At 68.3% G+C, this 25,991-nt stretch carries 19 protein-coding genes and 1 pseudogene; 6 read left to right on the forward strand and 14 right to left on the reverse strand.

All coding sequences use genetic code 11. The features are described from left to right. Positions 1 to 50: 50 nt before the first annotated feature. The 4 genes from yajC to ISN38_RS03005 all read right to left on the reverse strand — a co-directional run bounded on the left by yajC (position 51) and on the right by ISN38_RS03005 (position 3,523). Positions 51 to 395: a preprotein translocase subunit YajC gene (yajC, locus tag ISN38_RS02990; protein WP_047324774.1), complete on the reverse strand. Its 345-nt coding sequence runs from the start codon at positions 393 to 395 to the stop codon at positions 51 to 53. Positions 396 to 682: 287 nt separating this feature from the next. Beyond that, a complete protein-coding gene (tgt, locus tag ISN38_RS02995) occupies positions 683 to 1,825 on the reverse strand; it encodes a tRNA guanosine(34) transglycosylase Tgt (protein WP_206712059.1) in 1,143 nt (380 codons plus the stop codon). A gap of 72 nt (positions 1,826 to 1,897) precedes the next feature. After that, complete coding sequence (gene queA, locus ISN38_RS03000) at positions 1,898 to 2,950, reverse strand: tRNA preQ1(34) S-adenosylmethionine ribosyltransferase-isomerase QueA (RefSeq protein ID WP_003466034.1); 1,053 nt, start codon at positions 2,948 to 2,950, stop codon at positions 1,898 to 1,900. A 141-nt stretch (positions 2,951 to 3,091) separates the two neighbouring features. Further along, positions 3,092 to 3,523, reverse strand: a complete 432-nt coding sequence (locus ISN38_RS03005; RefSeq protein WP_003466031.1) for an Lrp/AsnC family transcriptional regulator — start codon at positions 3,521 to 3,523, stop codon at positions 3,092 to 3,094. A gap of 128 nt (positions 3,524 to 3,651) precedes the next feature. Here ISN38_RS03005 and ISN38_RS03010 point away from each other — a divergent pair, with 128 nt between their 5' ends. The 4 genes and pseudogenes from ISN38_RS03010 to upp all read left to right on the forward strand — a co-directional run bounded on the left by ISN38_RS03010 (position 3,652) and on the right by upp (position 6,392). Continuing rightward, entirely contained in the window at positions 3,652 to 5,148 is a 1,497-nt protein-coding gene (locus ISN38_RS03010) for an aminotransferase class III-fold pyridoxal phosphate-dependent enzyme (RefSeq protein ID WP_003466030.1), read from the forward strand. A 13-nt stretch (positions 5,149 to 5,161) separates the two neighbouring features. Further along, complete coding sequence (locus ISN38_RS03015) at positions 5,162 to 5,461, forward strand: hypothetical protein (RefSeq protein WP_003466029.1); 300 nt, start codon at positions 5,162 to 5,164, stop codon at positions 5,459 to 5,461. A gap of 74 nt (positions 5,462 to 5,535) precedes the next feature. Continuing rightward, positions 5,536 to 5,697: pseudogene (locus ISN38_RS20100) on the forward strand (alpha/beta hydrolase); the annotation flags it as partial. Positions 5,698 to 5,759: 62 nt separating this feature from the next. Beyond that, on the forward strand, positions 5,760 to 6,392 hold the full coding sequence (upp, locus tag ISN38_RS03020) for a uracil phosphoribosyltransferase (protein WP_047324773.1): 633 nt from the start codon (positions 5,760 to 5,762) through the stop codon (positions 6,390 to 6,392). 19 nt (positions 6,393 to 6,411) lie between these two features. Here upp and ISN38_RS03025 read toward each other — a convergent pair whose 3' ends face one another. From ISN38_RS03025 to rsmD, 7 genes are all read right to left on the reverse strand, one after another. Then, positions 6,412 to 8,142 (reverse strand): glycoside hydrolase family 9 protein, encoded by a 1,731-nt coding sequence (locus ISN38_RS03025; protein ID WP_058358590.1) that lies wholly within the window; start codon positions 8,140 to 8,142, stop codon positions 6,412 to 6,414. Between the two features lie 53 nt (positions 8,143 to 8,195). Then, the gene (locus ISN38_RS03030; protein ID WP_003466023.1) at positions 8,196 to 9,104 is read right to left on the reverse strand and encodes an MBL fold metallo-hydrolase; all 909 of its coding nucleotides are present in this window, start codon (positions 9,102 to 9,104) and stop codon (positions 8,196 to 8,198) included. Positions 9,105 to 9,171: 67 nt separating this feature from the next. Next, on the reverse strand, positions 9,172 to 10,914 hold the full coding sequence (gene ggt, locus ISN38_RS03035; protein ID WP_038236628.1) for a gamma-glutamyltransferase: 1,743 nt from the start codon (positions 10,912 to 10,914) through the stop codon (positions 9,172 to 9,174). Continuing rightward, complete coding sequence (locus tag ISN38_RS03040; protein WP_003466018.1) at positions 10,911 to 11,195, reverse strand: YfhL family 4Fe-4S dicluster ferredoxin; 285 nt, start codon at positions 11,193 to 11,195, stop codon at positions 10,911 to 10,913. The genes ggt and ISN38_RS03040 overlap by 4 nt, the downstream gene beginning before the upstream one ends. Positions 11,196 to 11,490: 295 nt before the next feature. Then, on the reverse strand, positions 11,491 to 11,985 hold the full coding sequence (locus tag ISN38_RS03045; RefSeq protein ID WP_003466015.1) for a hypothetical protein: 495 nt from the start codon (positions 11,983 to 11,985) through the stop codon (positions 11,491 to 11,493). 38 nt (positions 11,986 to 12,023) lie between these two features. After that, complete coding sequence (coaD, locus tag ISN38_RS03050; protein ID WP_003466012.1) at positions 12,024 to 12,530, reverse strand: pantetheine-phosphate adenylyltransferase; 507 nt, start codon at positions 12,528 to 12,530, stop codon at positions 12,024 to 12,026. After that, positions 12,527 to 13,138 carry a 16S rRNA (guanine(966)-N(2))-methyltransferase RsmD gene (gene rsmD / locus ISN38_RS03055; RefSeq protein ID WP_003466009.1) on the reverse strand — a complete coding sequence of 204 codons (612 nt, stop codon included), beginning with the start codon at positions 13,136 to 13,138 and terminating at the stop codon, positions 12,527 to 12,529. Before rsmD ends, coaD begins: the two co-directional genes overlap by 4 nt. A gap of 216 nt (positions 13,139 to 13,354) precedes the next feature. On the opposite strand from rsmD, the gene htpG reads away from it, so the two are divergent. Both htpG and ISN38_RS03065 read left to right on the forward strand, forming a co-directional pair. Continuing rightward, complete coding sequence (htpG, locus tag ISN38_RS03060; RefSeq protein WP_003466007.1) at positions 13,355 to 15,259, forward strand: molecular chaperone HtpG; 1,905 nt, start codon at positions 13,355 to 13,357, stop codon at positions 15,257 to 15,259. 179 nt (positions 15,260 to 15,438) lie between these two features. Continuing rightward, positions 15,439 to 16,464 (forward strand): Ldh family oxidoreductase, encoded by a 1,026-nt coding sequence (locus ISN38_RS03065; protein WP_003466001.1) that lies wholly within the window; start codon positions 15,439 to 15,441, stop codon positions 16,462 to 16,464. 140 nt (positions 16,465 to 16,604) lie between these two features. Here the strand turns inward: ISN38_RS03065 and ISN38_RS03070 are convergent, their stop codons facing one another. From ISN38_RS03070 to ISN38_RS03080, 3 genes are all read right to left on the reverse strand, one after another. After that, the gene (locus ISN38_RS03070; protein WP_047324770.1) at positions 16,605 to 19,481 is read right to left on the reverse strand and encodes a TonB-dependent receptor; all 2,877 of its coding nucleotides are present in this window, start codon (positions 19,479 to 19,481) and stop codon (positions 16,605 to 16,607) included. A gap of 601 nt (positions 19,482 to 20,082) precedes the next feature. Beyond that, complete coding sequence (locus ISN38_RS03075) at positions 20,083 to 22,506, reverse strand: glycoside hydrolase family 127 protein (protein WP_003465997.1); 2,424 nt, start codon at positions 22,504 to 22,506, stop codon at positions 20,083 to 20,085. Between the two features lie 204 nt (positions 22,507 to 22,710). Then, complete coding sequence (locus ISN38_RS03080; RefSeq protein WP_230811705.1) at positions 22,711 to 25,713, reverse strand: TonB-dependent receptor plug domain-containing protein; 3,003 nt, start codon at positions 25,711 to 25,713, stop codon at positions 22,711 to 22,713. Positions 25,714 to 25,991 lie beyond the last annotated feature (278 nt).

Raw genomic sequence — 25,991 nt, forward strand, 5'->3', positions numbered from 1 at the left:
ACCCCGCGCGACGCCACGCCGGCGCCGCGCCTAGCAGTAAGAGAAATGGATCAGGCGGACTTCAGCGTGCCCTTGGGCAGCACGTTGCCGATGGCTGCCTTCTGCACGCGGATGCGCACGTTGTCGGCGATTTCCACAGTGATGAAGTTGTCGCCGATGTCGGTGACCACGCCGGCCACGCCGCCGGAGGTGATGACCTCGTCGCCGCGACCGAGCTTGTCCAGCATCGACTTGTGCTCCTTCTGCCGCTTCATCTGCGGGCGGATCATCACGAAGTACATCACCGCGATCAGAATGATCGGCAGCAGGAACATCTGCATGCCGCCACCGGCGGCAGGAGCGGCGCCGGCGGTCTGCGCCTGGGCCACGGGAATCAGGAGATCGAGCGGGTTCATCGGTGTGTCCTATGGTGTGGGCAGCCCGTCGCCGGGAAAGGCACGGACTGCTGGTTTGTCGCCGGAGGCGGCAAGCAGCCGCCGATTATGCCACGATCTCTCCTTGCCCCTGGTTCGGGCCGCAACGCCTCTCCTCTCCCACCGGGACCGCTGTTCCTTCTGCCACGGGGAGAAGGTGCCGCGCAGCGGCGGATGAGGGTACGGGCGCAGCCTGGTGCACCCAGACTCCGCGAGACGCTGCGCGCCGGACCCTCCCCCAACCCCTCTCCCGGGGGAGAGGGGATTTGTCACTGCTCCGATGGGAGCGGTGTCGCTTCCGCCCCGCGCGCCGCATAGAAGGACCGCCGGAACTGGGCAAAGGTTCCCGCGGCGATCGCCGCGCGCATGTCGGCCATCAGCTTCTGGTAGTACCAGAGGTTGTGCAGGGTGCCCAGCATCGGCGCCAGCATCTCATTGCAACGGTCCAGATGGCGCAGGTAGGCACGGGTATAGCCGCCGCTGCAGGCGTGGCAGCCGCAGCCCGGCTCGATCGGCGCCAGGTCGCGCTCGTAGCGGGCGTTGCGGATGCGTACGGTGCCGAACGCAGTGAAATAGTGGCCGTTGCGCGCGTTGCGGGTCGGCATCACGCAGTCGAACATGTCCACGCCGCGGGCCACGCCCTCGACCAGGTCCTCCGGCCGCCCGACCCCCATCAGGTAGCGCGGGCGGTCGGCAGGCAGCCGCGGATGCAGGTGTTCGAGCATCGCGTTGCGCTCGTGCTCCGGCTCGCCCACCGCCAGCCCGCCGATCGCGTAGCCGTCGAAGCCGATCGCCTGCAGGCCCTCGATCGAGCGCGTGCGTAGGTCGGCATGCACGCCGCCCTGGACGATGCCGAACAGCGCCGCGTCGTTGCTCAAGGCATCGTGCGCATCGCGCGAGCGCTGCGCCCAGCGCAGGCTCAGCTCCATCGAGCGGCGCGCGACGTCCTCGGTGGCGGGGTACGGGGTGCATTCGTCGAAGATCATCACGATGTCCGAGTGGAGCACCCTCTGGATCCGCATGCTCTCCTCCGGCCCCAGGAACACCTTGGCGCCGTCGGTCGGCGAGGCGAAGGTCACGCCCTGCTCGCTGATCTTGCGCCGGTGCGCCAGCGAGAACACCTGGAAACCGCCCGAATCGGTCAGGATCGGCCCGTCCCAGCGGGCGAAGCCGTGCAGCCCGCCGTGGTCGCCGATCACGTCCAGGCCCGGCCGCAGGTACAGGTGTAAGGTATTGCCGAGGATGATCTGCGCGCCCAGCGCCTTGATCTGCTCGGGCAGCACGCCCTTGACCGAGCCGTAGGTGCCGACCGGCATGAACGCGGGGGTTTCCACCGTGCCGCGCGGGAAGGTCAGGCGCCCGCGACGCGCGGCGCCGTCGGTGGTATCGAGCTGGAACTGCAATCGGGACATGGAGAGGCCGGGAATGGAGAATCGGGAATCGGAAATGGAAACGACAACGGACCGAGCAACGGCTTCTGGCTTTTACGACGCCCCATTCCCCATTCCCGATTCCCCGCCCCACAACAACATCGCATCGCCGTAGCTGAAGAAGCGGTAGCGCTGTTCGATCGCATGCCGATACGCGTCGAAGATGCGCTCGCGGCCGGCGAAAGCCGAGACCATCATCAGCAGCGTGCTCTCCGGCAGGTGGAAGTTGGTGACCATCGCATCGACGCTGCGGATGCGGTAGCCGGGCAGGATGAAGATCTGCGTCTCGCCGGCGAACGGATGCAGCTCGCCATCCTTGGAGGCGCTTTCCAGCGCGCGCACCACCGTGGTCCCGACCGCGATCACGCGGCCGCCGGCGGCGCGCGTGCGCCGCACCTGCTCGACCAGGCTGGCGCCGACGTTGAGCCATTCGAGGTGCATCACGTGCTGGGCGAGCGCCTCCACCCGCACCGGCTGGAAGGTGCCGGCGCCCACGTGCAGGGTGACATGGCCGACGCTCACGCCGCGCGCCTGCAGCGCCTCCAGCAACGGCGCATCGAAATGCAGGCCGGCGGTCGGCGCGGCGACCGCACCGGCCTGGCGCGCGAACACGGTCTGGTAGCGCTCGCGGTCGTCCAGCCCGGGCTCGCGGCGGATGTACGGCGGCAACGGCAGGCGTCCGGCCTGCTGCAGCCACGCCTCCAGGGTGTCGGGCACGTGGAATTCCAGCACGTAGAACTCGCCGTCGCGGTCCAGCACCTCGGCCTCGCCGCCGGCATCCAGGGCGATGCGCGCACCGGCCTTGGGCGACTTGCTCACGCCCAGCTGCGCGCGCGCGCGCTGGCCGCCGAGCAGGCGCTCGATCAGGATCTCAACGCGCCCGCCACTGCGCTTGTGCCCGAAGAGCCGGGCCGGGATCACCCGGGTATCGTTGAACACCAGCAGATCGCCCGGCTGCAGCAGGTCGGGCAGATCGCGCACTTGGCGGTCGGCGAACGGCCCTGGCGCCGGCGGCACCAGCAGCAGGCGGCTGGCGGAACGTTCGGCAAGCGGCGCCTGGGCGATCAGTTCCTCGGGCAGCTCGTAGCGGAAATCGGACTTCTTCAAGGCCGGCGCATCACAGTACGGGTGGCCGGCCATTGTAGCCGGCCGGGAATGGGGAATCGGGAATCGCAAGAGCGGCATCCTGCGCTCCTGCAGCCGTCCGCTTTTGCGATTCCCAACTCCCCATTCCCGATTCCCGGCCCCTCACCGCTCGAACTTGGTCGAAAGAATGATCGACGACGTCGTCCGCTCCACCCCATCCACCGCGCCGATGCGGTCGGTCAGCACGTCCATGTCGTTGACGCCCGGCACCACGCCTAACGCGATCAGGTCGTAGGAGCCGCTGACCGAATGCAGTATGCGGACCTCGTCGATCTCGCGCAGCGCCTTGACCACCGAGGTCATCTTCTTCGGCAGCACGGTGATCAGGATGTGCGCGCGGAGGTGGCCTTGCTCGAAGTCGTCACGGGTGCGCACGGTGTAACCGCAGATCACCCCCTCGCGCTCCAGCCGCTCGATCCGGCTCTGCACGGTGGTGCGCGACAGGCCAAGCTTGCGCGCGATCTGCGCGGTGGAGGCGCGCGCGTCCTCGCGCAGCAGCGAGAGCAGGCGTTCGTCGGAGGGGGTGATCTTCATGCGCGGCCGGATTTCGTCGAATCGACGAAATTATCCGATTTCCTGCACAAATCAACTCTGCCAACCGACGATCCGGTCCTGATAATAGAAAGCCTATCGCTAAACGCCCCGCCTCCAGGAGATCCCGCATGTCCGTACTCGGCCCCCTCGCCCCGCTGCGCGCCCATGCCGGCGAACGCCTGACCGCCGGCCTGGACGATGCCAGCATCGAACGTCTGGCCGCCTCGCACCCGCAGCTGGGCGCCGCGATCGACGCCGCCGCGGCGGACCATGCGCGCCTGTCCACGGAGTTCGCCGAGCTGCTCGAACTGGACGAGATCGAGCAGATCCGCACTCTGCAGGCCGGCTTCGTCAACTTCTACGCCGACGACGCGGTGACCCCATACGTGGCGCTGGCCGCACGCGGGCCATGGGTGGTCACGCTGAAGGGCGCGGTGCTGTACGACGCCGGCGGCTACGGCATGCTCGGCTTCGGCCACACCCCGGACGCGGTGCTGGAAGCGATGGCGCGGCCGCAGGCGATGGCCAACGTGATGACCCCGAGCCTGGCGCAGCTGCGCTTCGAGCGCGCGCTGCGCGCCGAGATCGGCCAAAGCCGCGGCGGCTGTCCGTACAGCAAGTTCATGTGCCTCAACTCCGGCTCCGAAGCGGTCGGCCTGGCCGCGCGCATCGCCGACATCAACGCCAAGCTGCAGACCGACCCCGGCGCGCGCCATGCCGGCGCCCGGATCAAGCGCATCGTGGTCAAGGGCAGTTTCCACGGCCGCACCGACCGGCCGGGGCTGTATTCTGATTCCAGCCGCAAGGCCTACGTGCAGCACCTGGCCAGCTATCGCGGCGAGGATTCGGTGATCGCGATCGCGCCCTACGACGTGGAGGCCTTGCGCCGCGCGTTCGCCGACGCCGAGCGGCACGGCTGCTTCGTCGAGGCGGTGTTCCTGGAGCCGGTGATGGGCGAAGGCGACCCGGGCCGCGCGCTGCCGCCGGCGTTCTATGCCGCCGCGCGCGAGTTGACCCGCGCCCACGGCAGCCTGCTGCTGGTCGATTCGATCCAGGCCGGGCTGCGCGCGCACGGTGTGCTGTCGGTGGTGGACTACCCCGGCTTCGAACAGCTCGACGCGCCGGACATGGAAACCTATTCCAAGGCGCTCAATGCCGCGCAGTACCCACTGTCGGTGCTGGCGGTGACCGAGCATGCCGCGCAGCTGTACCGCAGGGGCACCTACGGCAACACCATGACCAGCAACCCGCGCGCGCTGGACGTAGCCAGCGCCACGCTGGCGCAGCTGACCCCGCAGGTGCGCGCCAACATCCGCGCGCGCGGCGCCGAGGCGGTGCAGAAACTTGAGAAGCTCAAGAGCGAGCTCGGCGGGCTGATCACCCAGGTGCAGGGCACCGGCCTGCTGTTCTCCTGCGCGCTAGCCCCGCAGTTCAAGTGCTACGGCGCCGGATCCACCGAGGAATGGCTGCGCCAGCACGGGGTCAACGTGATCCACGGCGGCGAGAACTCGCTGCGCTTCACCCCGCATTTCGCGATGGACAGCGACGAGCTGGATCTGTTGGTTGGCTTGATCGGCCGCGCGCTGCGCGAGGGTCCGCGCCTGGCGCAGGCCGCAGCCGCCTGAGGCCGGCCGGCGCATGCTGCAGGACCTGGCCGAGGCGATCGCCCGGCAGCTGTTCGAACGCGTTCTGCAGTTGTTCGGCTACGGGAGTGGCTGCCTGGCATGGCCGGTGCTGTCGCTGGGCTGGATCCGCGCCAAGGCCCGCCGCGACCGGCCACCGCGTCGGCCCGGGCAGCGCCGCCACGGCCGACCGCTGTTCTACTGCACTGCCAGCGGCAGCCTGGTCGCCAGCGACGATGCCGTGAGGGTCTTGGGACTGGCGTGCTGGGCGCTGCTGGCGCTGGCAGGGTTCCTGCTCTACCGCCTGGCGCGGTGAGTCGCGCTGGCGCGGCTGCATCCGGTCGATTCGACCACCACCCTCGCTGGCAACCAGCCTTCCTTCTGGTCGGGATCGGCGTGCCGGGCTTCTCGGCGCGCGGGCACCTGGTGGCGGCGATCGGCACGCGTTTCGAGTGCCGCCTCTACCCCGCCATCGACGCGGCGGACCGGCAGAGCTGCCGGCCGGATTTCGCGCCTCCGGCTGGTTCCGGTGGCCAGCACTCGTGGCTGCACGCAACTGGCGGCGCTCGCGGCGGCTGCGGCACACTGTGCGCATCCCCCGTGCGAGTGCGCCCATGAAGATCGTCGAAGTCCGCCATCCGCTGGTGCAGCACAAGATCGGCCTGCTGCGCGATGCCGCGCTGAGCACCAAGGGCTTCCGCGAACTGGTCACCGAACTGGGTACCCTGCTCGGCTACGAGGCCACCGCCGACCTGGAGACGGAAACGCACACCATGGAGGGCTGGGCCGGCCCCACCCAGGTACAACGCATCGCCGGCGCCAAGATCACCCTGGTGCCGATCCTGCGCGCGGGGCTGGGCATGCTGCCCGGCGTGCTGGCGCTGATTCCGACGGCGCGGGTCAGCGTGGTCGGCCTGCAGCGCGACGAGGAGACCTTGCAGCCGGTGCCCTACTTCGAGCGCCTCACCGGCCGCCTGGAAGAACGCGACGCACTGATCCTGGACCCGATGCTGGCCACCGGCGGCACCCTGATCGCCACCGTGGACATGCTCAAGCGCGCCGGCGCGCGGCGGATCAAGGGCATCTTCCTGGTCGCCGCGCCGGAAGGGCTGCAGGCGCTGGAAGCGGCGCATCCGGACGTGGAGGTCTACACCGCCGCGATCGACGACCACCTCAACGACAAGGGCTACATCCTGCCCGGCCTCGGCGACGCCGGCGACCGCATCTTCGGTACGCGGGTCGCCTGAGCCGCAGCTCCGCGTGACCTCAGCGCTGCAGGTTCTGCAGCGCCGCGCTCACGTACACCAGCGGCGCGTTCCAGTTGATCGCCACTTCGTTGCTGGCGTAGCTGCACTCCTGGTCCAGGTAGGACAGCGCCGGCAGGGACGAGGCGTAGGCGTGCTTGCACACCCTGGCATCCTGCTGGCCCGGTTGCGGACCGCCGACCAGCAGGCCCGGCACCGGCAGGGCGACGCCATCGGCGATGGAGATGCGATGGTGGATGTGCAGCGGCGAGCGTGCGCCGATGCCGGTCACGAACGACATGCCCAGCGGATTGCGTCCGAGCACGTAGTCCAGTTGCGACTGCGCGGCCTGCAGATACTGCGGCTTGTGCTCCAGCTGATACGCCTGCAACAGCAGCACCGCCTGGTTCAGCGCGTTGCCGTTGCTGCCCCAGTGGAAGTCGCCCGGGGTCATCGCCAGCTTCCACGCCGAATCCTGCCAGGCGCGCAGCAGTTGCGCGGCCACGCCGTCGATCTCGTGGGCGATGCGCGCCTGGTCGGCATGCGCAGTCAGCCGCGCGCGGTGCTGCGCCAGCGACATCCAGGCCAGCCCACCCACTGAGCCCCAGCTCGGCACGCTCGCAGGCACATTGCGCGCCATCGCCGCGTCGTAGAAGGCATCCTCACCCGTGGCCAGGTATAGCTCGGTCGCCGCCCAGGCGAACTCGTCGTCGAGCTTGTCGTCGGCGTAGCCGCCGGTGTGCACATCCGCCGGCTGCCGGTAGACCGCATCCGGATTCGCCTGCGCCCAGGCCCAGGCGCTGCGCGACGCCTGCAGCATGCGTTTGGACACACCGCCGAAGCGGTCGTCGAACGGCGCGTAGATGCGGCTGGCCTGGGCCATCACCGCGGCGAAGTCGAGCGTGGCCGCGGTGCTCTTCTGCACCACGTAACGCGGCGCGCGCGCCTGGTCGGGCATCTGCATGCCGCCGAAGTCCAGGTTGGTCAGCTTGTGGTACACGCCGCCGTCGCCCGGATCCTGCATCGCCAGCAGCCACTGCAGGTTCCAGTCGACCTCGCGCAAGATGTCCGGCACGCCGCCGCCGCTGTCCGGGATACCTTCCTTTTGCGCGGCGAAGTAAGCCGGAAACTGCTCGTAGGCAGCCAGCAGCGTGTAGACGGTGATGCCGGAATTGACCACATACTTGTTGTAGTCGCCGGCGTCGTACCAGCCCTTCGGCGCGGAGATCACGGTGCCGGCCGGGCGCCCGGGCGAGGCCGCCGACGCGTGGACCAGGACATGCGTATCCGGATGCCCTTCGGCGCGCGCGTGGCGGCCGGCGTACTCGCCGGGCAGCGCGGTGCTGGCACGGTTGTAGTAATAGGCCTTCAGCGCCGCGCGCGCCACCGCGTCGTAGGCGTCGGCAGCGATGGCGAAGCTGTCCGACGGCGGCAGCCCGTCCACCCGCAAGCGGTAGTGGCCCGCCGCGCGCAACGCGGAGAAGTCGGCGATGCGCACCGTCTGCTGCGCCGGCGCCCATGTCGCCGCCGGCCCCAGCGTGCCGCGCAGCACCACCTTGCCCGAATCGGCGCGTTCGACCGCGAAGGCCTCGCCATGGCCATCGGGCACCACCGCGAGCTTGCTGGCGGCCGGCAGGTAGCCGACCTGGTTGAGCCGGATCGGCGACATGGCGGCATCCTCGGAACGCGAGGCGCAGCCAGCGACGACCAGGCAGGCGAAAAGCAGGCAACGCAAAGCGGCAGGCAGGTTCATGGGCCGATACTGGCTGGCCGCGATGACGGCTGCAAGCTCCGCGCCAAGGTCTTTCAGCCGCCAGCCGGGATGCCGGCGGCCAGCACGCGCGCCTGCAGTGCCGGCAACGCATGCGTGGTGACGAAACGGCCCTTGCCATCGCGCGCCAGCTGCGCCAGCGCGCAGTCCGGATCGTGGGTAAAGAACAGATGCACGTTGCGCGCCAGCGCGTCTTCCAGGAATGCGCGCTTTTCGTCGATCAGCAGTTCGGCGTTGCGGTCGTAGCCCATGGTGATCGGCACATGCACCCAGGAGCGCCCCGGGATCAGATCGGCGCAGAACGCGACGCCGCCATGCGCCTGGCCATCGGCCTGCTGCGCGCCGACGATCTCGGCCAGCATCAGCCCGGGGGTATGCCCGTCGCTGAAACGGAAGCGCACCGCCTCGCCCAGCGTACGCGAATAGTGGCCGTCGACCAGCTCCAGGCGGCCGCTGGCCTCGAGCAGGCCGGGCAATTCGGGAATGAAGCTGGCGCGGTCGCGCGGATGCGGCTGCAGCGCGCGCTGCCAGTGCGCCGCACCGACCAGGAAGCGCGCATTCGGGAACAGCAGTTCCGGCGCCGCGCCCTCGCGCCATGGCGCCAACAGCCCGCCGGCATGGTCGAAGTGCAGATGGCTCAGCACCACCACGTCGATATCGGGATGCGCGACACCGGCCTCGCGCAACGAATCCAGCAGCACATGGCGCTCTTCCTGGATCCCGTAGCGCTCGCGCAGCGCCGGTGCGAAGAACGCGCCGACGCCGGTCTCGAACAATACCGTCTTGCCGGCCAGCGGGCGCGCCAGCAGCGCGCGGCAGGCCAGCGCGATGCGGTTGCCGTCGTCGGGCGCGGCCCAGTGCTGCCACATCGCCTTGGGCGCGTTGCCGAACATCGCGCCGCCGTCAAGTTTCTGCGAATTGCCTTGGATGGACCAGAGTTTCATTTTCTCAGGACTCGGGACTCGGGACTCGGGACTCGGGAGTGGGGAGTGGGGACAGCGCCGCCGCGACTTACCGCAGCGGCGCCGCCAGTTGCACCCCGGCCTTGCCGACCTCGTTGCGCGGATCGCTGCCGCCGCTGAGCACATTGTTGCGCTTGTCCCACTCCACGGTCTGCAGGTTGCCCCACACGTGGCTGGAACCGCGCCCGCCCTCGGCGCTGTCGCCGGGCAGCTTGAGCGCGTGGCCCAGCGCCTGCAGGCCCTGCACGGTGGCCGCGTCGAAGGTGCCGGTCTCGGCCTCGATCACGTCCGGCAACCACTGGTGGTGGTAGCGCGGCAGCGCGGCGACCTGTTGCGCGCTGAGGCCGTCGTCGTAGCCGAGGATGCCGAGCAGCACCATGGTGATGATGCGGCTGCCGCCCGGGGTGCCGAGCACGATCGTCCTGTCGGCGTTCTCCATGAAGGTCGGCGTCATCGAGCTGAGCGGGCGCTTGCCCGGCTTGGGCGCATTCGCAGCGTAGCCCATCACCCCGAACACGTTGGGCGTGCCGGGCTTGAGCGCGAAGTCGTCCATCTCGTCGTTGAGCAGCATGCCGGTGCCCTTGGGGATCAGCCCGGAGCCGAACAGCAGGTTCACGGTCTGGGTCGCGCCGACGCGGTTGCCCTCGCCGTCGATGATCGAGAAATGCGTGGTCTCGTCGTCTTCCAGCGGGGTCGGCTGGCCCGACAGCAGGTCGCTGGGCGTGGCCTTCTCCGGGTTGATGGTCGAACGCAGGCCCACCGCGTAGTCCTTGCTCAGCAGCACGCGTTGCGGCACCGCGGTGAAATCCGGATCGCCGAGGAAGAAGGTGCGGTCGCGGTAGGCGCGGCGCATCGCTTCCACCACCAGATGGGTGCGGTGCACCGGGTCCATCGCCTTCAGGTCGTAGCCTTCCAGGATCTGCAGCATGCTGGCCAGGGCGATGCCGCCGGAGGACGGCGGCGGCGCGGTGGTGATGGTCCAGCCCTTGTAGTCGAAGCGGATCGGCGTGCGCTGCTTGACCGTGTAGCCGGCCAGTTCCTCGGCGGTCCAGTGGCCGCCGGCCTGCCTGACCCCGGCCAGCAGCTTGTTGGCGGTGGCGCCGCGGTAGAAGCCGTCGAAGCCCTTGGCGCCCAGCAACTGCAAGGTATTGGCCAGTTCCGGCTGCTTGAACAGGTCGCCTTCGGCGATCGGCTTGCCGTTGCGCAGATACACCTCGCGGGTGCCGGGATAGCGCTCCATCACCTCGCGCCGCGACTGGTAGCCCTGAGCCATGCGCCGGTATACCAGGAAGCCGTTGCGGGCGATGCGGATCGCCGGCGCCAGCGACTGCTGCAGCGGCAGCTTGCCGTGCTGGGTCGCCAGCTCCACCAGCGCCGCCGGCAGGCCGGGAATGCCGGCCGACCACGGGCCGTTGACCGAGCGGTCGCGGTCCAGTGCGCCCTTGGCGTCCAGGAACTTGTCGGCGGTCGCCGATTCCGGCGCGACTTCGCGCGCGTCCAGCATCACGTCCTTGCCGGTCCTGGCGTCGTGCAACAGGAAGAAGCCGCCGCCGCCCAGGCCGGAACTGATCGGCTCGACCACCGCCAGCGTCGAGGACACCGCCACCGCCGCGTCGAACGCATTGCCGCCCTCACGCAGGATTTGCAGGCCGGCATCGGTGGCCAGGCGGTGTCCGCTGGCGACGGCCGCACCGGGCGGATGCGCGGCGACGGTGGCGCTCGGCGCCTCGGCCCACGCCGGCGGCGTCAGAACCAGCGCGAGCAACAGGACACGGCGGACGAGAGTTCTCATGCGGCGGGGGGCTCCTGTGGGTACAACTCGGGATGATCGCGCTGCAACTGCAGCAGCTTGGCCAGCAACTGGTCGTGGCTCTCCGGGATCGCCGGATCCGGATCGATGCACTCGACCGGGCACACCACCACGCACTGCGGCTCGTCGAAATGGCCGACGCATTCGGTACAGCGGGCCGGATCGATCACATAGATCGTCTCGCCCATCGCGATGGCCTGATTCGGACAGGCCGGCTCGCAGACGTCGCAGTTGACGCACAGCTCGTTGATCTTGAGGGACATTTCACTGGATTCGGCGCTAACCGGGGCATCTTACCGGATCGCGCGGCGCGCTCTCGCGAAGGCGCGACGCGCAAGCGCAACGCAGCGTCGCCTGGCATGGCGGAGGCTGCGCGCGCATGCCGCGGCAGCTAAAAGCCGCAGCTTCGAAAATAGCTGGATTGGTCTCGCCAGGCAGTCGGCGATCCCACACGCGACTGACCTTGCGTCAGCGCATCGGTGGCCGCCGCAGATGGCCGCCACGCCCGTCCGACAGGCGGCGTGGCCGGCGCGCCCGGGCAGGCGCGCCGGCGATGCATCACTTCGCTTCGACGAAGATGTACTCGGCGCCGGTCGGCTGGATCACCGCCTGCACGCGGGCGTTATCGGCGGCGCTGCCGATGTAGACCACGCGCACGCCCTTCATCGTGTTCGGCTCGACCTTGGCGAAGGCGGAGGCGATCAGGTCGGCCATCTTGGCCGAGGCCGAGGAGCCGAACGCCAGCATATTGCCCGGCTGGATGCCGCGGCCGATGGCGGTGGTGGCGCTTTCGACCTGGCGATCGTACTTGGCCTGGAAATCCGCATCCGACTCCGGCGGCAGGTAGTACAGGAACGGGCTGTTGCTGATGTTGCCCATGTTCTGCAACGCCACTTCCTGCAGGTACTTCTTCCAGCCGGCGTCGTCGTCCTTGGACGGCGCAACCAGCGCCGTCTGGGCGTCGGCGGCGGGCGTGGCGGCCTCTTCCTTTTTGCAGGCGGTGAAGCCCAGTGCCAGCGAGGCGATCAGCAGCACGCGTACGGTGTTCTTCATGGATGGCTCCCTTAGTTGTCTTGTGAATGACGGAGGGCTCAGCGCTGCGCCGCGGCCTGGCGGGCCTGGACCAGCGCCTGCATCACCGACGGCGGCACGAAGCCGGACACGTCGCCGCCCAGCCGCGCGATCTCGCGCACCAGCGACGACGAAATGAAACTGTGTTGCTCGGCCGGGGTGAGGAACAGCGTCTCCACCTCCGGGATCAGATGCCGGTTCATGCTCGCCATCTGGAACTCGAATTCGAAATCCGACACCGCACGCAGGCCGCGCAGCAGGACCCCGCCGCCGACCGAGCGCACGAAATGCGCCAGCAGCGTGTCGAAGCCGATCACCTCCACGTTGCGATGCCCGGCCAACGCCTCGCGGGCCAGGTCCACGCGCAATTGCAGCGGCAGCGTCGGCCCCTTGGACGGACTCTGCGCCACGCCCACCACGACCCGCTCAAACAGCGGCGCGGCCCGGTTGACCAGGTCGATGTGACCGTTGGTGATCGGATCGAAGGTCCCGGGATAGACGGCGATGCGGCTGTGGGCCACGGTCATGCGTTGGATACCGCGTGAAGGTCGCCGGGAAGTGTAGCAGCGGTGCGCCGATACAGGGCAGCGCGGACCTCGCGGCTGCCGCCCTCGCGGTACAGCGCCCACGGCGCCGGCAGCGCCGGCGCCCACCCTGCCGGCGACTCCAGGTACAGCCAGGCGTCGGCCGCCAACCGTGCCGGCAGCCGCTGCAGCACCGCATCCCACAGCCCGTCGGCGAACGGCGGGTCGACGAAAGCGATGTCGGCCGGGGCGCCGGCGCTGGCGTCGGGCGCCGCCAGCCAGCGCAGCGCATCGTCCTGCACCACCTGGATCTGCACCTGCGCCTGCAGCCTGGCGATGCTGGCACGCAGCCCGGCGGCCAGCGCCGGGTCGCGCTCGACCAGGCAGGCCGAGGCCGCGCCGCGCGACACCGCCTCCAGGCCGAGCGCGCCGCTGCCGGCGAACAGGTCCAGCACGCGTGCGCCGGGCAGCGCCGGCAGCAGCCAGTTGAACAGGGTCTCGCGGACCCGGTCCGAGGTCGGGCGCAGGCCCGGCAGGTCCGGCACCGGCAGCCGCGTATTGCGCCAGCGGCCGCCGATGATGCGCACCTGGCCAGCGCCGGCACGGCTCATCGGCGGCCTCGCAACGGCCGGGAATCGGGAGGCAACGGGCACGGGGTCGGCATCGACGGCGGCGGCATGGAACGGGGCCAGGATGATAGACCAGCGCCATGGCGGCCGCCTGCGCCAGCTGGCGCTTGAAGCCGGGCCTGGCCGCCACCATGTCCGCAGGCAGAGCCGCGCCCTCCTCCGCGCGGCCAGCCATCCCCCCCCCTGGAGCAAGCACCGATGAGCGTGGAAACCCAAAAAGAAACCCTGGGCTTTCAGACCGAGGTCAAGCAGCTGCTGCAACTGATGATCCACTCGCTGTATTCCAACAAGGAGATCTTCCTGCGCGAGCTGATCTCCAATGCCTCCGACGCGGCCGACAAGCTGCGCTTCGAGGCGCTGGTCAAGCCCGAACTGCTGGACGGCGATGCGCAGCTGCGCATCCGCATCGGCTTCGACAAGGACGCCGGCACCGTCACCATCGACGACAACGGCATCGGCATGAGCCGCGAGGAGATCGTCTCGCACCTGGGCACCATCGCCAAGTCCGGCACCTCCGATTTCCTCAAGCACCTGTCCGGCGACCAGAAGAAGGATTCGCACCTGATCGGCCAGTTCGGCGTGGGCTTCTACAGCGCCTTCATCGTCGCCGACCAGGTCGACGTGTACAGCCGCCGCGCCGGGCTGCCGGCCAGCGAGGGCGTGCACTGGTCCTCGCGCGGCGAAGGCGAGTTCGAGGTCGCCACCATCGACAAGCCCGAGCGCGGCACCCGCATCGTGCTGCAGCTGAAGGAAGGCGAAGACGGCTTCGCCGACGGCTGGAAGCTGCGCGGCATCGTGCGCAAGTATTCCGACCACATCGCGCTGCCGATCGAACTGCCGAAGGAACACCACGGCGAGGACAAGGACACGCCGGAAACCCCGGAGTGGGAAACCGTCAACCGCGCCAGCGCGCTGTGGACGCGGCCGCGCACCGAAATCAAGGACGAGGAGTACCAGGAACTCTACAAGCACATCGCGCACGACCACGAGAACCCGCTGGCGTGGAGCCACAACAAGGTCGAGGGCAAGCTCGACTACACCTCGCTGCTGTACGTGCCGGGGCGCGCGCCGTTCGACCTGTACCAGCGCGACGCCTCGCGCGGGCTCAAGCTGTACGTGCAGCGCGTCTTCATCATGGACCAGGCCGAACAGTTCCTGCCGCTGTACCTGCGCTTCATCAAGGGCATCGTCGATTCCAGCGACCTGCCGCTGAACGTGTCGCGCGAAATCCTGCAGTCCGGCCCGGTCATCGATTCGATGAAGTCGGCGTTGACCAAGCGGGCGCTGGACATGCTGGAGAAGCTGGCCAAGGACGAACCCGAACGCTACAAGAGCGTGTGGACGCATTTCGGCCAGGTGCTGAAGGAAGGCCCGGCCGAGGACTTCGCCAACCGCGAGAAGATCGCCGGCCTGCTGCGCTTCGCCTCCACCCACAGCGGCGACGCCGAGCAGAGCGTGGCGCTGGCCGACTACGTGGCGCGGATGAAGGACGGCCAGGACAAGCTGTACTACCTGAGCGGCGAGAGCTACGCGCAGATCAAGGACAGCCCGCACCTGGAAGTGTTCCGCAAGAAGGGCATCGAAGTGCTGCTGCTCACCGACCGCATCGACGAGTGGCTGATGAGCTACCTCACCGAGTTCGACGGCAAGTCCTTCGTCGACGTGGCGCGCGGCGACCTGGACCTGGGCAAGCTCGACAGCGAGGAAGAGAAGCAGGCCATGGAAGCAGCGGCCAAGGCCAAGCAGGGCCTGGTCGAGCGCATCCAGCAGGCGCTGGGCGAGGACGTGTCGGAAGTGCGCGTCTCGCACCGCCTGACCGATTCGCCGGCGATCCTGGCCATCGGCCAGGGCGACCTGGGCCTGCAGATGCGGCAGATCCTGGAAGCCAGCGGACAGAAGCTGCCGGAGAGCAAGCCGGTGTTCGAGTTCAACCCGGCGCATCCGCTGATCGAGAAGCTGGACGCGGAAGCCGACGGCGAGCGCTTCGGCGACCTGGCGCGGGTGCTGTTCGACCAGGCTGCACTGGCCGCCGGCGACAGCCTGAAGGACCCGGCCGCGTATGTGCGCCGGCTCAACAAGCTGTTGTTGGAGTTGTCGGCGTAAGCCTGCTGCACGGGCCAGGCATGTGGAAGAACGAAGCCGGCATCCTGCCGGCTTTGTTTATTGGCGCGGCCCTGCATCGTCAGCCCTGCAGAACCGCCGTAGCGTTTTGGCAGCCCGAGGGTGTTCACACAGCGCGCCACCGGCGAGAATCCAGGTCACTCCCGTCCGCGCTTTTTTCGATGAACGCCAGCGATCCCGTCACCCTGTCCCTGGACCAAGCCACCGCATTGGTCGAACGCATCCTGCGCCATGCCGGCTTCGGTCCGGCGCATGTGCGAACCCTTACCGCCACGATCGTCGCGGGCGAACGCGACGGCTGCGCGTCGCATGGGCTGTACCGGACCCTGGGATGCGTGGCGACGCTGCGCAACGGCAAGGTCGCGGGCGATGCCGAACCGGTCGTGCACGATCAGGCACCCGGGATCGTCCGCGTCGACGCATGCAGCGGCTTTTCGCTGTTGGCATTCGAGCGCGGCCTGCCGTCGCTGATCGAAAAGGCGCGCGGCAATGGGCTGGCGGCGCTGGCGATCAACCATTGCGTGCATTTCTCCGCGCTATGGCCGGAAGTCGAACGCATCACCGAGGCCGGGCTGGTCGCGCTGATCTGCAATCCCAGCCATGCCTGGGTCACGCCGGCCGGCGGCCACACGCCCTTGCTGGGAACCAACCCGCTCGCGTTCGGCTGGCCGCGTGTGGACGCGCTTCCATTCGTGTTCGATTTCGCCACCAGCGCGGTGGCGCGCGGCGAGATCGAGTTGCACCGTCGCGCCGGCCTGCCGATTCCCGAAGGCTGGGGCGTGGACGCCAGCGGCAGGCCGACCACCGATCCGAACGTGGTCGCCGGCGGCGGTGGCGCGATGCTGACCTTCGGCGGACACAAGGGCTCGGCGCTGTCCGCCATGATCGAACTGATCGCCGGGCCGCTGATCGGCGACCTCACCAGCGCCGAATCGCTGGCGCACGATGCCGGCGCCGGCGCCTCCCCCTACCACGGCGAATTGATCCTGGCCTTGGACCCGGTGCGGTTCCTGGGCGCGGAGTGGGCCAGGCACATGGCACGCGCCGATGCGTTCTTCGCCGCCTACCAGGACACCGGTGCGCGGCTGCCCTCGCAACGCCGCTATCAGGCGCGCGCGCGCAGCCTGCGCGAAGGCGTGCGGATTCCGCACGACCTGCACCGGGACCTGCTGAAGTTGCTGGAGTAAGCACGCGCAGCACGGCAGCGGCACGTACGCGGCTGCCGCCGGCATCGCGCACCGTTACAGCAAGGCGCGCCTGAGCAGATGCCGACCGGGAACGGCATCGGCATCTGCAATGTCACGTTTCGGACTGGCCGAACGCGGACTTAGAACTTCACCGTCGCCCGTGCCCAGTAGTAGCGACCGAGCAGATCGTAGGTGGCCACGTCGGTGTTGGCGTTGGTGACGTTGTTGGCGTAGTACAGCGGCGGCTGCTTGTCGGCCAGGTTGTCCACGCCCAGCTCAAGGCGGGTGTGCCAGGGCGTGAGGTTATAGCCGACCTGCACGTTGTGATCGACATAGGAACCGATGCTGCGCACCGCGTGCGGCAGGCCGGCATCGGCGGACAGGCTCTGCCGCGTATCTTCGCTACCGATCTCGGTGCTGCCGATGTAGCGGATGCGCCACGACGCGCTCCAGTCGCCCAGGTTCCAGCTCAGCGCGCCGAGCCCGCGCCAGCGCGGGAAGTTGCCGTAGGCCTGGGTGTACTTGCCGGCGTTGTGGATGGTGACGGTGCTGGCGTCGGTGGTGTCCGGATTGACGTCGTAGCGGATCACGTAGGTGCCGTTGAGGCTGGCGTTGAAGCTGCCCCAGGCGGTGTCCGGCAGGCGGTAGTTGAGGCTGAAGTCGGTGCCTCTGGCCCACAGCTTGCCGAGGTTCACGGTCGGCTCGGCGATGTAATTGATGGTGCCGTTGTCGTTGCGGTGGATCAGCGCGCAGTAGGCGCTGGACGCGTTGGGATAGCACTGGTTGAGCACGGTCTGCGCCGAGACCTGGGTGATGGTGTCCTGCAGGTTGATCTTCCACAGGTCCGCGCTCATCGACAGGCCGTCCAGCCAGCCCGGATCGTAGACCACGCCGAAATCGTAGGACTTGCCGGTCTCCGGCTTGAGCCGGTAGCCGGCCACCACTGCGCCGGAGGCCTTGGCGCCGACCTGGTTGTCGGCCTGCTGGTAGCTGCCGTCGGTGGGCACGTTGGCGCAGGCCGCGGCATGGCCGCCGCTGTAGCCGTTGCACGGATCCTTGACCGTGGCCGAGTCGCCGACCACGCCGGAATACAGTTCGTTGATGTTCGGCGCGCGGAACACCTGCGACACGGTGCCGCGCAGCAACAGGTTCTCGATCGGACGGTACTCCAGCGAGACCTTGCTGTTGGTCTTGCTGCCGACGCTGTCGTAATCGGAGAAGCGGCTGCCGACGGTCAGGTTCAGCGAATGCACCAGCGGCAGGTCGGCCAGCAGCGGGAACAGCGCCTCGGCATAGGCTTCCTTGACGCTGAAGCTACCGCCGAGCACGGTGGCGCAGAATTCGATCACCCCGCACATGCCGTTCTCGTCGCCGGTCCACAGCGGATCGGCGGCGGTGGAGGTGCTTTCCTTGCGGTAGGACACGCCCGCGGCCAGGCTCACCGTGCCGGCAGGCAGGTCGAACAGGTTGCCGTTGGCGTTGGCCTCGAACTGCTTGACCCTGTAGACGCTGGTCACGATCGGGTTGACCACCAGCGCTTCCAGCGCCGCCTTGTTGCTCTCGCTGTTGAGGTTGAACACGTCGATCGGAGTGCAGCCGGCGATCGTCGCGCCGGCGCTGCCGCATTTGACCGTGCCGTCGCTGTCCAGGAACGACGGCCCCACCGCGGCGTTGAACCCGGCGTAGTTGAGGAAGCCGTGGTTGATCGACTTCTGCTTGACCTTGCCGTAGTTGACACTGGCGTCCCATTGCCAGGAGCTGTCGCCGAAACTGCCGCGCAGGCCGGGATTGATCTGGAAATTGTAGGTGTCGTATTCGTAGCGGCGGTTGCCCAGCACGGTGGCGCGGCTGTTGAAGCTGTTGTACGAGGTCGCGGCGCTGCGGTCGGTGCCGAAATTGACCCCGAACGGGTTGTAGTAGCTATCGGCGGAGGCCAGGAAATTGTCGCCGTTGGCGAAGATCGGGATCGGCGCGATGATCGAGGACGAGGTGGTCTTGCTGAAGTAGGTGTTGACGTAGCCTTCCAGGTGATCATTGAAACGGAAGCTGCCGATCACGAAGGCATTGGTGCGTTCCTGCGGCGTCTGCAGCAGGTTGTACGGCTGGTAGTTGTAGGAATCGCTGGCGGCGTCATAGCAGTGGTACTGGCTGGCATTGGTCGGGCTGCCGCTGCCGCCGTTGAAGGTGACCCGCGCGCAGCCGTTGCTCGCCGCCAGCGCCTTGGACCGGTCGGAACCTTCGTCGAAGCTGATGCTGCCGGTCGGCGTGGCCGAGGAGCCCTGCTTCACCGGCACCCCTTTGATCAGCGACAGCGCATCCTTCGAATAGCTGCGCGCGCCGGCCGAGACCGGATCGATGTCGTGGTAGGACAGGCCGGCGACGATGCTGCCGCGCTCGCCGGTCTTGCCGGCGGTCAGCGAGAAGCTGCGGCGGTTGCCGTCGCTGCGCGAACTGGTGCCGAAGTCGGTGCTGGCCTCGATGCCGTCCAAGCCCTTGCGCAGGATAAAGTTGACCACGCCGCCGATCGCGTCCGAGCCGTACACCGCCGAGGCGCCGTCGCTAAGCACTTCCACCCGCTCGATCATCGTGGCCGGGATCGCGTTGACGTCGTTGCTGGCCAGGCGCGTGCCGTTGACCAGGATCAGCGTGCGCTTGTCGCCCAGGCCACGCAGCGAGATGGTCGAGGCGCCGGTGCCGCCGCCGTTGTTGGTGTTGGGATTGGTCGCGTTGCCGGCGATCGACGGCAGTTCCTGCACCAGGTCGCCGAGTGTGGCCTTGCCGGTCGCCTCGATCTGCGCGCGGTTGATCGTCACCACCGGGTTGGCGGTCTCGGTATCGACCCGGCGTAGGCGCGAGCCGGTGACCACGATGCTGTCCAGGGTCTGGGGCTTGCCGTCGTCCGCGCTCGCCTCCTGCGCCAGCGCCGGGCATGCGGCGCCCAGCGACAGCGCGGCGACCACGGCCAGCGCCAGCGGCTGCGGGCGATGGGAAGGATGGGGTGCGTGCGGGAACGACATGGAGATCTCCTGAGCGATGGCGACACGTGGCATAAGCGAAAACGATGGGCCGAACAAACCCGCGCCGGCTCGCGCCAGCGGTCGAAACTGCGATGAGGACGACGCTGCAACAACAGCGACGCCGGTGATACGCCTGCTGCGCCGCGGCGTTACAAGGCCGGACGCAACGACGGGGATGCTTGCGGTCCTGCGCACGCTGCCCGTGCGCACATCCCCGCCCATGCGGTGAGTGGCCAAGGGCGGTGGCGGATCCTGTCCCGCGCACCGGCCACTGCGCCGGAAAACCAAAGGTCATCACGTTTTAACGATGCAATCACAATGTGCCTGTAACTGCGACCGGCGTCTTGTCGCAATTAGCGGTTCTACATGCGGAATAACGCATGGTCGTGGCGCGGCCGCGCGATCGGGCGGCCGACCGGCATGCATACCCGTTGCTTTCGGTTCAGTCAGGGAGCCGGTGCATGCCGGCGTGATGCTACGTGCAACTCGGCACAACGTCTGTCCAACCATGGCAATGGCTGCGCTCCATCGCCAAGCCGCGCCACGCACGCAACCCACTGGTTGCCGCGCCGGCTGGACGGGCCGCGCGCGGCGGCAGCGGTTATGCGCTCGCGGCCGGGATCAACCAGCCGCCGAACAGCGGCCCCGCGGTATCGCCGTGCTGCGGCTCGATGCGGAAGGTCAGCTGCGCAGCGCGGGTCAGCGCCGGCGGCAAGGCGTAGTCGCGATCGACGAAGTCGATGACCTGGCTGCGGTCCACCTGCACCTCCACCGCCAGCTTGCCGTCGATCAGGATGTTGAAGCGGCCCTTGTCGCTACCCCAGAAACGCAGGCGCAACGCCAGCGGCTGCGCGCTGCCTTTCATCTGGAACTCGACGAAGCCCTTGCCGCGTACGTCGCGGCATTGCTGGCGGCGGTAAGCGCCGCCGAAGGAGGTGTCGCTACGCAGCATGTGCGCCCGCTCGGAGGCCTCGTCGCCGAACTGGATCATGTCCACCGCGGTGGCCTGCAGCGCCGCGCGCTCGGCTTGCTGGCGCGCGCGCCGCGCCGCTTCCTGCGCCCACTGCGCCGGCGCCAGACGCTTGAAGTACAGCGCGCTGCGGCGCTCGTATTGCGCGTAGAACGGCACGAAGGTCAGCCCCGGCGGCTGCGTGGCGACGGCCAGGAAATGCCCGGGCTGCGGCAATTCGGCGAACCCTGCCAATGGATCGGCCGCGGCCACTAGCGCCGGGTCCGGCGCGTCATAGGGATCGGCGACCGGGCCAAGATCGGCGGCCAGCGCCAGCGGGCCGCGCATCACCACCACCGTGTCGGCATCGCCGGCGGCATGCTCCAGGCGCAGCGGCATCGCCAGGTCCAGTTCGATCACATCGCCGCTGCGCCACTGCCGCTCCAGCGCCAAGTAGCCGTCGGCGGCCGTGCCGCGCTGGCTCTTGCCGTTGACGCGCAGCGTGTAAGCGCCCTGGCACCAGGCCGGCAGCCGCAGCAGCAGGCGCCGCGGCGTGCGGGCGCCGGCGCGGCGCAGTTGCAGCCTCACCTTGCCGTTGTCCGGCACTCCGCTGTCCAGCTCCAGCGTCAGGTCGCGCTCGGGCCAGTCCAGGGTCGAGGGGATGTACAGGTTGACGTACAGCGACACCGCGTCCTGCCAGTAGATCGAATCGCCGAACTGCGCATGCGCTTCCATGCCGCTGCCGACGCAGCACCAGAACGAATCGAACTTGTCGGAGAAACCGCGCTCGCCGCCGCTGATCATCGGCGTCATGTAGGTGAACATGCCGGTGGCCGGATGCTGCGCGGCCATCGTATGGTTGTGCAGGGTGCGCTCGTAGTAGTCGAAATAGCGCGCCTGCGGCGTCCACTGGTACAGGTGCCGGGTCAGCTTGAGCATGTTGTAGCTGTTGCAGTGCTCGCAGGTCTGCTCGGTCAGGAACGCAGCGATGGTGTCCGGTTCCTGGAAATACTCGCGGTCGGCGTTACCGCCGATGACATAGCTGTAGTGGCCGGTCACCGTCTCCCAGAAGAAACGCGCCGCGGCCGCCGCGTCGGCATCGCCGGCGACCTCGAACTGGCGTGCCTCGCCGATGAACTTGGGCACCTGGGTATTGGCGTGGATATGCGGCAGTTCGTCGCGGCCGGCGGCGGCCGGATCGATCACCTTCTCGTGGCGCAGGCGCTTGCCCAGCGCGATCCAGCGCGGATCGCCGGTACGCGCGCCCAGTTCGATGTAGGACTCGTTGAGGCCGCCGAACTCGGTGTCCAGCAAGGTCTGCATCTGCGCGTGATCGAGCGCGTCGAACACCCCGCCCAGATAGCCCGCCAGCGGCAGCAGCACCTGCAGCGCCTGCGCGTTGCCGGCCAGTGCGTGCGCATCGAGCAGGCCGGCGAACAGCTTGTGCACCGTGTACAGCGGCGACCAGCTGCCGTTGAGATTGAACTTGCTGCCCTTGATGATGCCGCGGCGCACCTCTTCGAACACCAGCTTGCCGTTGTCGATGGCGCCCTTGTCGTTCTTGCGGGTGAGTCCGCCGACGTAGCCGTCCGGGTCCTTGGCCTGCGCGCGCGCCAGTTCGGCGACGATGTAATCGATGCGCTGGCGCAGCGCCGCATCGCGCGTCTGCGCATGCATCTTGGCCAGCGCGCTGAGGTAGTGGCCGAGCGTGTGCCCGGCGATGGTGTCGCCCTCCCAGCCGCCGTAGACCTCGCCCTTGGGCGGCAGGCCGGCGTACTGCAGGAAGTTGTGCAGCAGGCGGTCCGGTTCCAGCTCCAGCAGATAGCGGCGATTGGTCTGCAGCGAATCCAGGAACAGCGACGGCTTGAGCGTGACCTGCTTGAGCGGCAGCGCCTGCACGGCGCCGGCGCTGGACGCGGCGGCATCCAGCGGGAAGCGCAGCAGTCCTGCGGCCACCGCGAGCGCGCTCCATTGCAGGAAACGGCGCCGCGATGGATCCAGTGCCGCCACCTCGGCATCCGCGGACGCGGTGCGCGCGCAGTGCGCGCTGTGGACGTGTCCGGAGCGCGCGTTCATCGGGCACCGCGCGAATGGATGGCCACGGGGAACCGAGAGGAAATGCGAGACGGCATTGCTTGCTCCTTTGCGCTTGGCGGCGGCAGCCGCAGGCCCGACCGCGGCCACGAACGGGCGGCCTGTCGCCACTGTGTCATCGATACGTCATCGCGTCTTGTCGCCACGGCTGCGCGAACATGCGGATTTGTGCCGAATCGCGCCCGCTCACAGCGCCAGACGAATCCCGCCGTAGTACATGCGCCCGATCACGTCGTACACACCGGCGTGGTAGCCGAGTTCGAAATTGGCGCCGCCCGCCTCCGCCCCCGGCACCCGCGGCGGCGCGCGATCGAACAGGTTGCTGACCCCGCCGAACACTTCCAGCCCCGACTTGAGCCGGTAGTAGCCGGACACGTCGCTATAGAACACGTTGCCGGTCCACACCTTCTGGTACTCGGTCTCGGTGATCTGGGTGCTGCTGCGCATCTTGGAGAAGTGGCGCAGCGACCAGGTCGCGCCGGCGTGCGCGTTGGACCAGGTGCCGCGCAGCACGCCCTTCCAGGACGGCGAGCCGAACACGCCGGCGAAGCGGGTGACCTCCTCCGGCTGGTCCGGATCCAACGTGTAGTCCTGGCGGATCAAGTGGGTGTAGTTCAGGTCGAACGACAGCGCGCCGGCATTCTGGCCCCAGCGCTCTGCCAGGTCGTAGCGGTACTGCGCGAAGAAGTCGACGCCGCGGGTCAGGTAGCGCGACAGGTTGAGCTTCTGGGTGACCGCGTTGAGCAGGTTGCCGTCGGCATCGCGGCTGACGAAGGAGCAGAACGGGTTGCCCAGGGTCGGCGCGTCCACGCACTTGTTGATGATGGTCTGCGCCGGGAACGAATCGATCGCGCCGCGCAGGTCGATGTTGTAGTAGTCCACCGACAACGAGAAATCCTTCAGGAAACGCGGGCGCAGCACGATGCCCACGGTGCGGGTCTTGGCGGTTTCGTTGGCCAGGTCCAGGTTGCCCTTGGTGATGATGTCGCGGTACAGCCAATAGGTGCTCTTGTCCGACGGATTGAGCTGCGCGCAGTTGGCCGCGGTGTACTGGGTGCGGTCGGTACGGTAGCGCTGGTTGTAGCTGTTGCACGGATCGGTGACCCACGTGCCGCCGATGCTGCTGGCGGTGTACAGCTCGCCGATGTTGGGCGCGCGCACCGCCTTGCCGTAGGTGCCGCGCAGGGTGATGTCCTGGATCGGCACCCAGTCGATGCCGAACTTGTTGGTGACGGTGCGGCCGGCGGTGTTGTAGTCGGACACGCGCACCGCCGCGTCCACGCCCAGGCGCTGCGCGAACAGCCGGTCGGCCAGCAGCGGCAGGTGCAGTTCGCTGTAGAGTTCCTTGACGTCGTACTGGCCGACCAGCGGCAGCTGGGTGGTGCCCAGGCTGGCGTTGTAGGCCGGACTGGCCGGATCGTACTGGGCGATCGCGCCGATGTCGTTGCGCTCCTTGCGGTACTCGCCGCCGAACGCGATCTGCGCCTCGCCGCCGGGCAGGTCGAAGATGCCGCCGGAGGCGTAGGCCGACAGCACCTGCTGGGTCATGGTGGTGGTGGCCCAGTCCGAGGTGTAGCGCAGGTAGCCGATCTCCTGCGCGGTCATGCGCTTGAACGGATTCAACGGCACGCAGCCGTTACCCGGGTCGGTGAGCGTGCTGCGGCAGATCGCGCTGCCGTCGGCGGCGGCGGCGGAATCCACCGCCATGTAATAGCGCTTGTAGGACACCGTATCGATGTCGCGGTTGCGCTGCTCGGTGCGGCCGTAGGAATAGTACGCGCTGTAGTTCCAGGCGCGCCCGCCCAGGCTGAAGTCGCCCTCCAGGCCGACCACGCCCTGCAGCAGCTGGCGCCGGTACTGGCTGCCGCCCTGCCCCAGTTCGTCGTCGAAGTGCCGCGCGAAGTAGACCGCGTCGGTGATCGTGCCGCCGTTGGCCGCGCGCATCTCGTCGGTGATGAACGGGCTGTCGGCCGGCACCGCCTCGCTGCCGAACGCGCTCAGCGCGCGCCACGCCGATTGCGAGGTGGTACGCGAATAGCCGACGTTGGCGAAGAAGCGCAGGCTGTCGCTGAAGTCGAAATTGAGCGTGGCGCGGCTGGCGAAACGATCCGACGGCACTGCCAGGTACCACGAGTCGTAGCGGCCGCCGTACTCGCCGCCGTCGGTGAGCAGGCTGCCCAGCGCGGTGGACGGATCGGCCAGGCTCAGCGGCACGCTGTTGACGTAGCCGCCCGGGCCGAGCACCGGCGCGCGCAGTTGGCCGTCGGCGGTCATCGCGTAGTGGCGGCCGCCGAGGATGAGCTGCGCGTCCTCGGCGTTGTTGATGTTGCGGTTGTTGTCGGAGATCCAGTAGCGCTGATTGCGGTTGTTGCGCGTGTACATCGGGTAGCCCATGGCGGTCCACGGCCGGTCCTGGCCGGAGACCGAATCGGGTTCGCGCTCGTAGAAGCCGTAGACGGTGACGTTGCCGCGGTTGTCGGCAAAGTTGCGTCCGGCCAACACATCGACGCTGCTGCTGTGCATGTCGCCGCGGCTGGAGATGCCGTAGCGCGCGCTGGCATCAATGCCCTGGAAATCCTTCTTCAGGATGAAGTTGGCCACGCCGGTGACCGCATCGGCGCCGTACAGCGCCGAGGCGCCGCCGGTGATGACTTCCACCCGTTCGACCAGGCTGGAAGGAATATTGCTCACGTCCACCGCCGAGGTGCCCGGGATCGCCGGCACCTGGCGGCGACCATCGACCAGCACCAGCGTGCGTTGCGTGCCCATGCCGCGCAGGTCCAGCGCGTTGATGCCAGGATTACCGGCCAGGTTGCTGGTCTGGCTGGTCTGGGTCAGCGCCAGGCTCGGCAGCTGGTTGACCACGTCGGCGATCTCGGTATAGCCGGCCGCGCGGATCTGCTCGGCGCCGATCACGGTCAGCGGCGTGGGGCCATCCAGCGCATCGTTGCGGCGGATGCGCGAACCGGTGACGACGATGCTGTCCAGGGTCTTGGCGTCTGCAGCGGTGTCGCTGCCATCGGCGGTGGTGGTGGACTTGTCGCGCACCACAGCCACCTCCTGCGCCGCAGCTGGCAATGCGGCGAGCAGCGCCATCGCGATCGCAGCGCACAGCAGCGTGCGCCCGTGTCCGCGTCGATCGCGACAGGCCGAGGCCACAGGAAGGGAAGGCAAGCGAACGTCGCGCATGGACTGTCTCTCGGTTGAGCGGCCTGCACGGAAATCCAGGCCGCACGACGCCGCGCCCGCATTGCCCAAGGCAACGAGAACCCGAATCGATCGATGGAGGCCGTGCATCCCCGCACGGCGCAGAATGCGGTGCGCGTTTTTGCGCATCGGAAACCCCGTTGCGCATCTTCGCGCGCCGGAAAAACCGTTGCGCGTCGCGACGCACCACCTCTGCAGAGTTTCACGTCGGCAGGGTCAGCGTCTTGTGGAAAAACGTCGCCTTTGATGTGGAAATTTGT

It is taken from the genome of Xanthomonas translucens pv. undulosa (genome assembly GCF_017301775.1).
Classification (GTDB): Bacteria; Pseudomonadota; Gammaproteobacteria; order Xanthomonadales; family Xanthomonadaceae; genus Xanthomonas_A; species Xanthomonas_A translucens.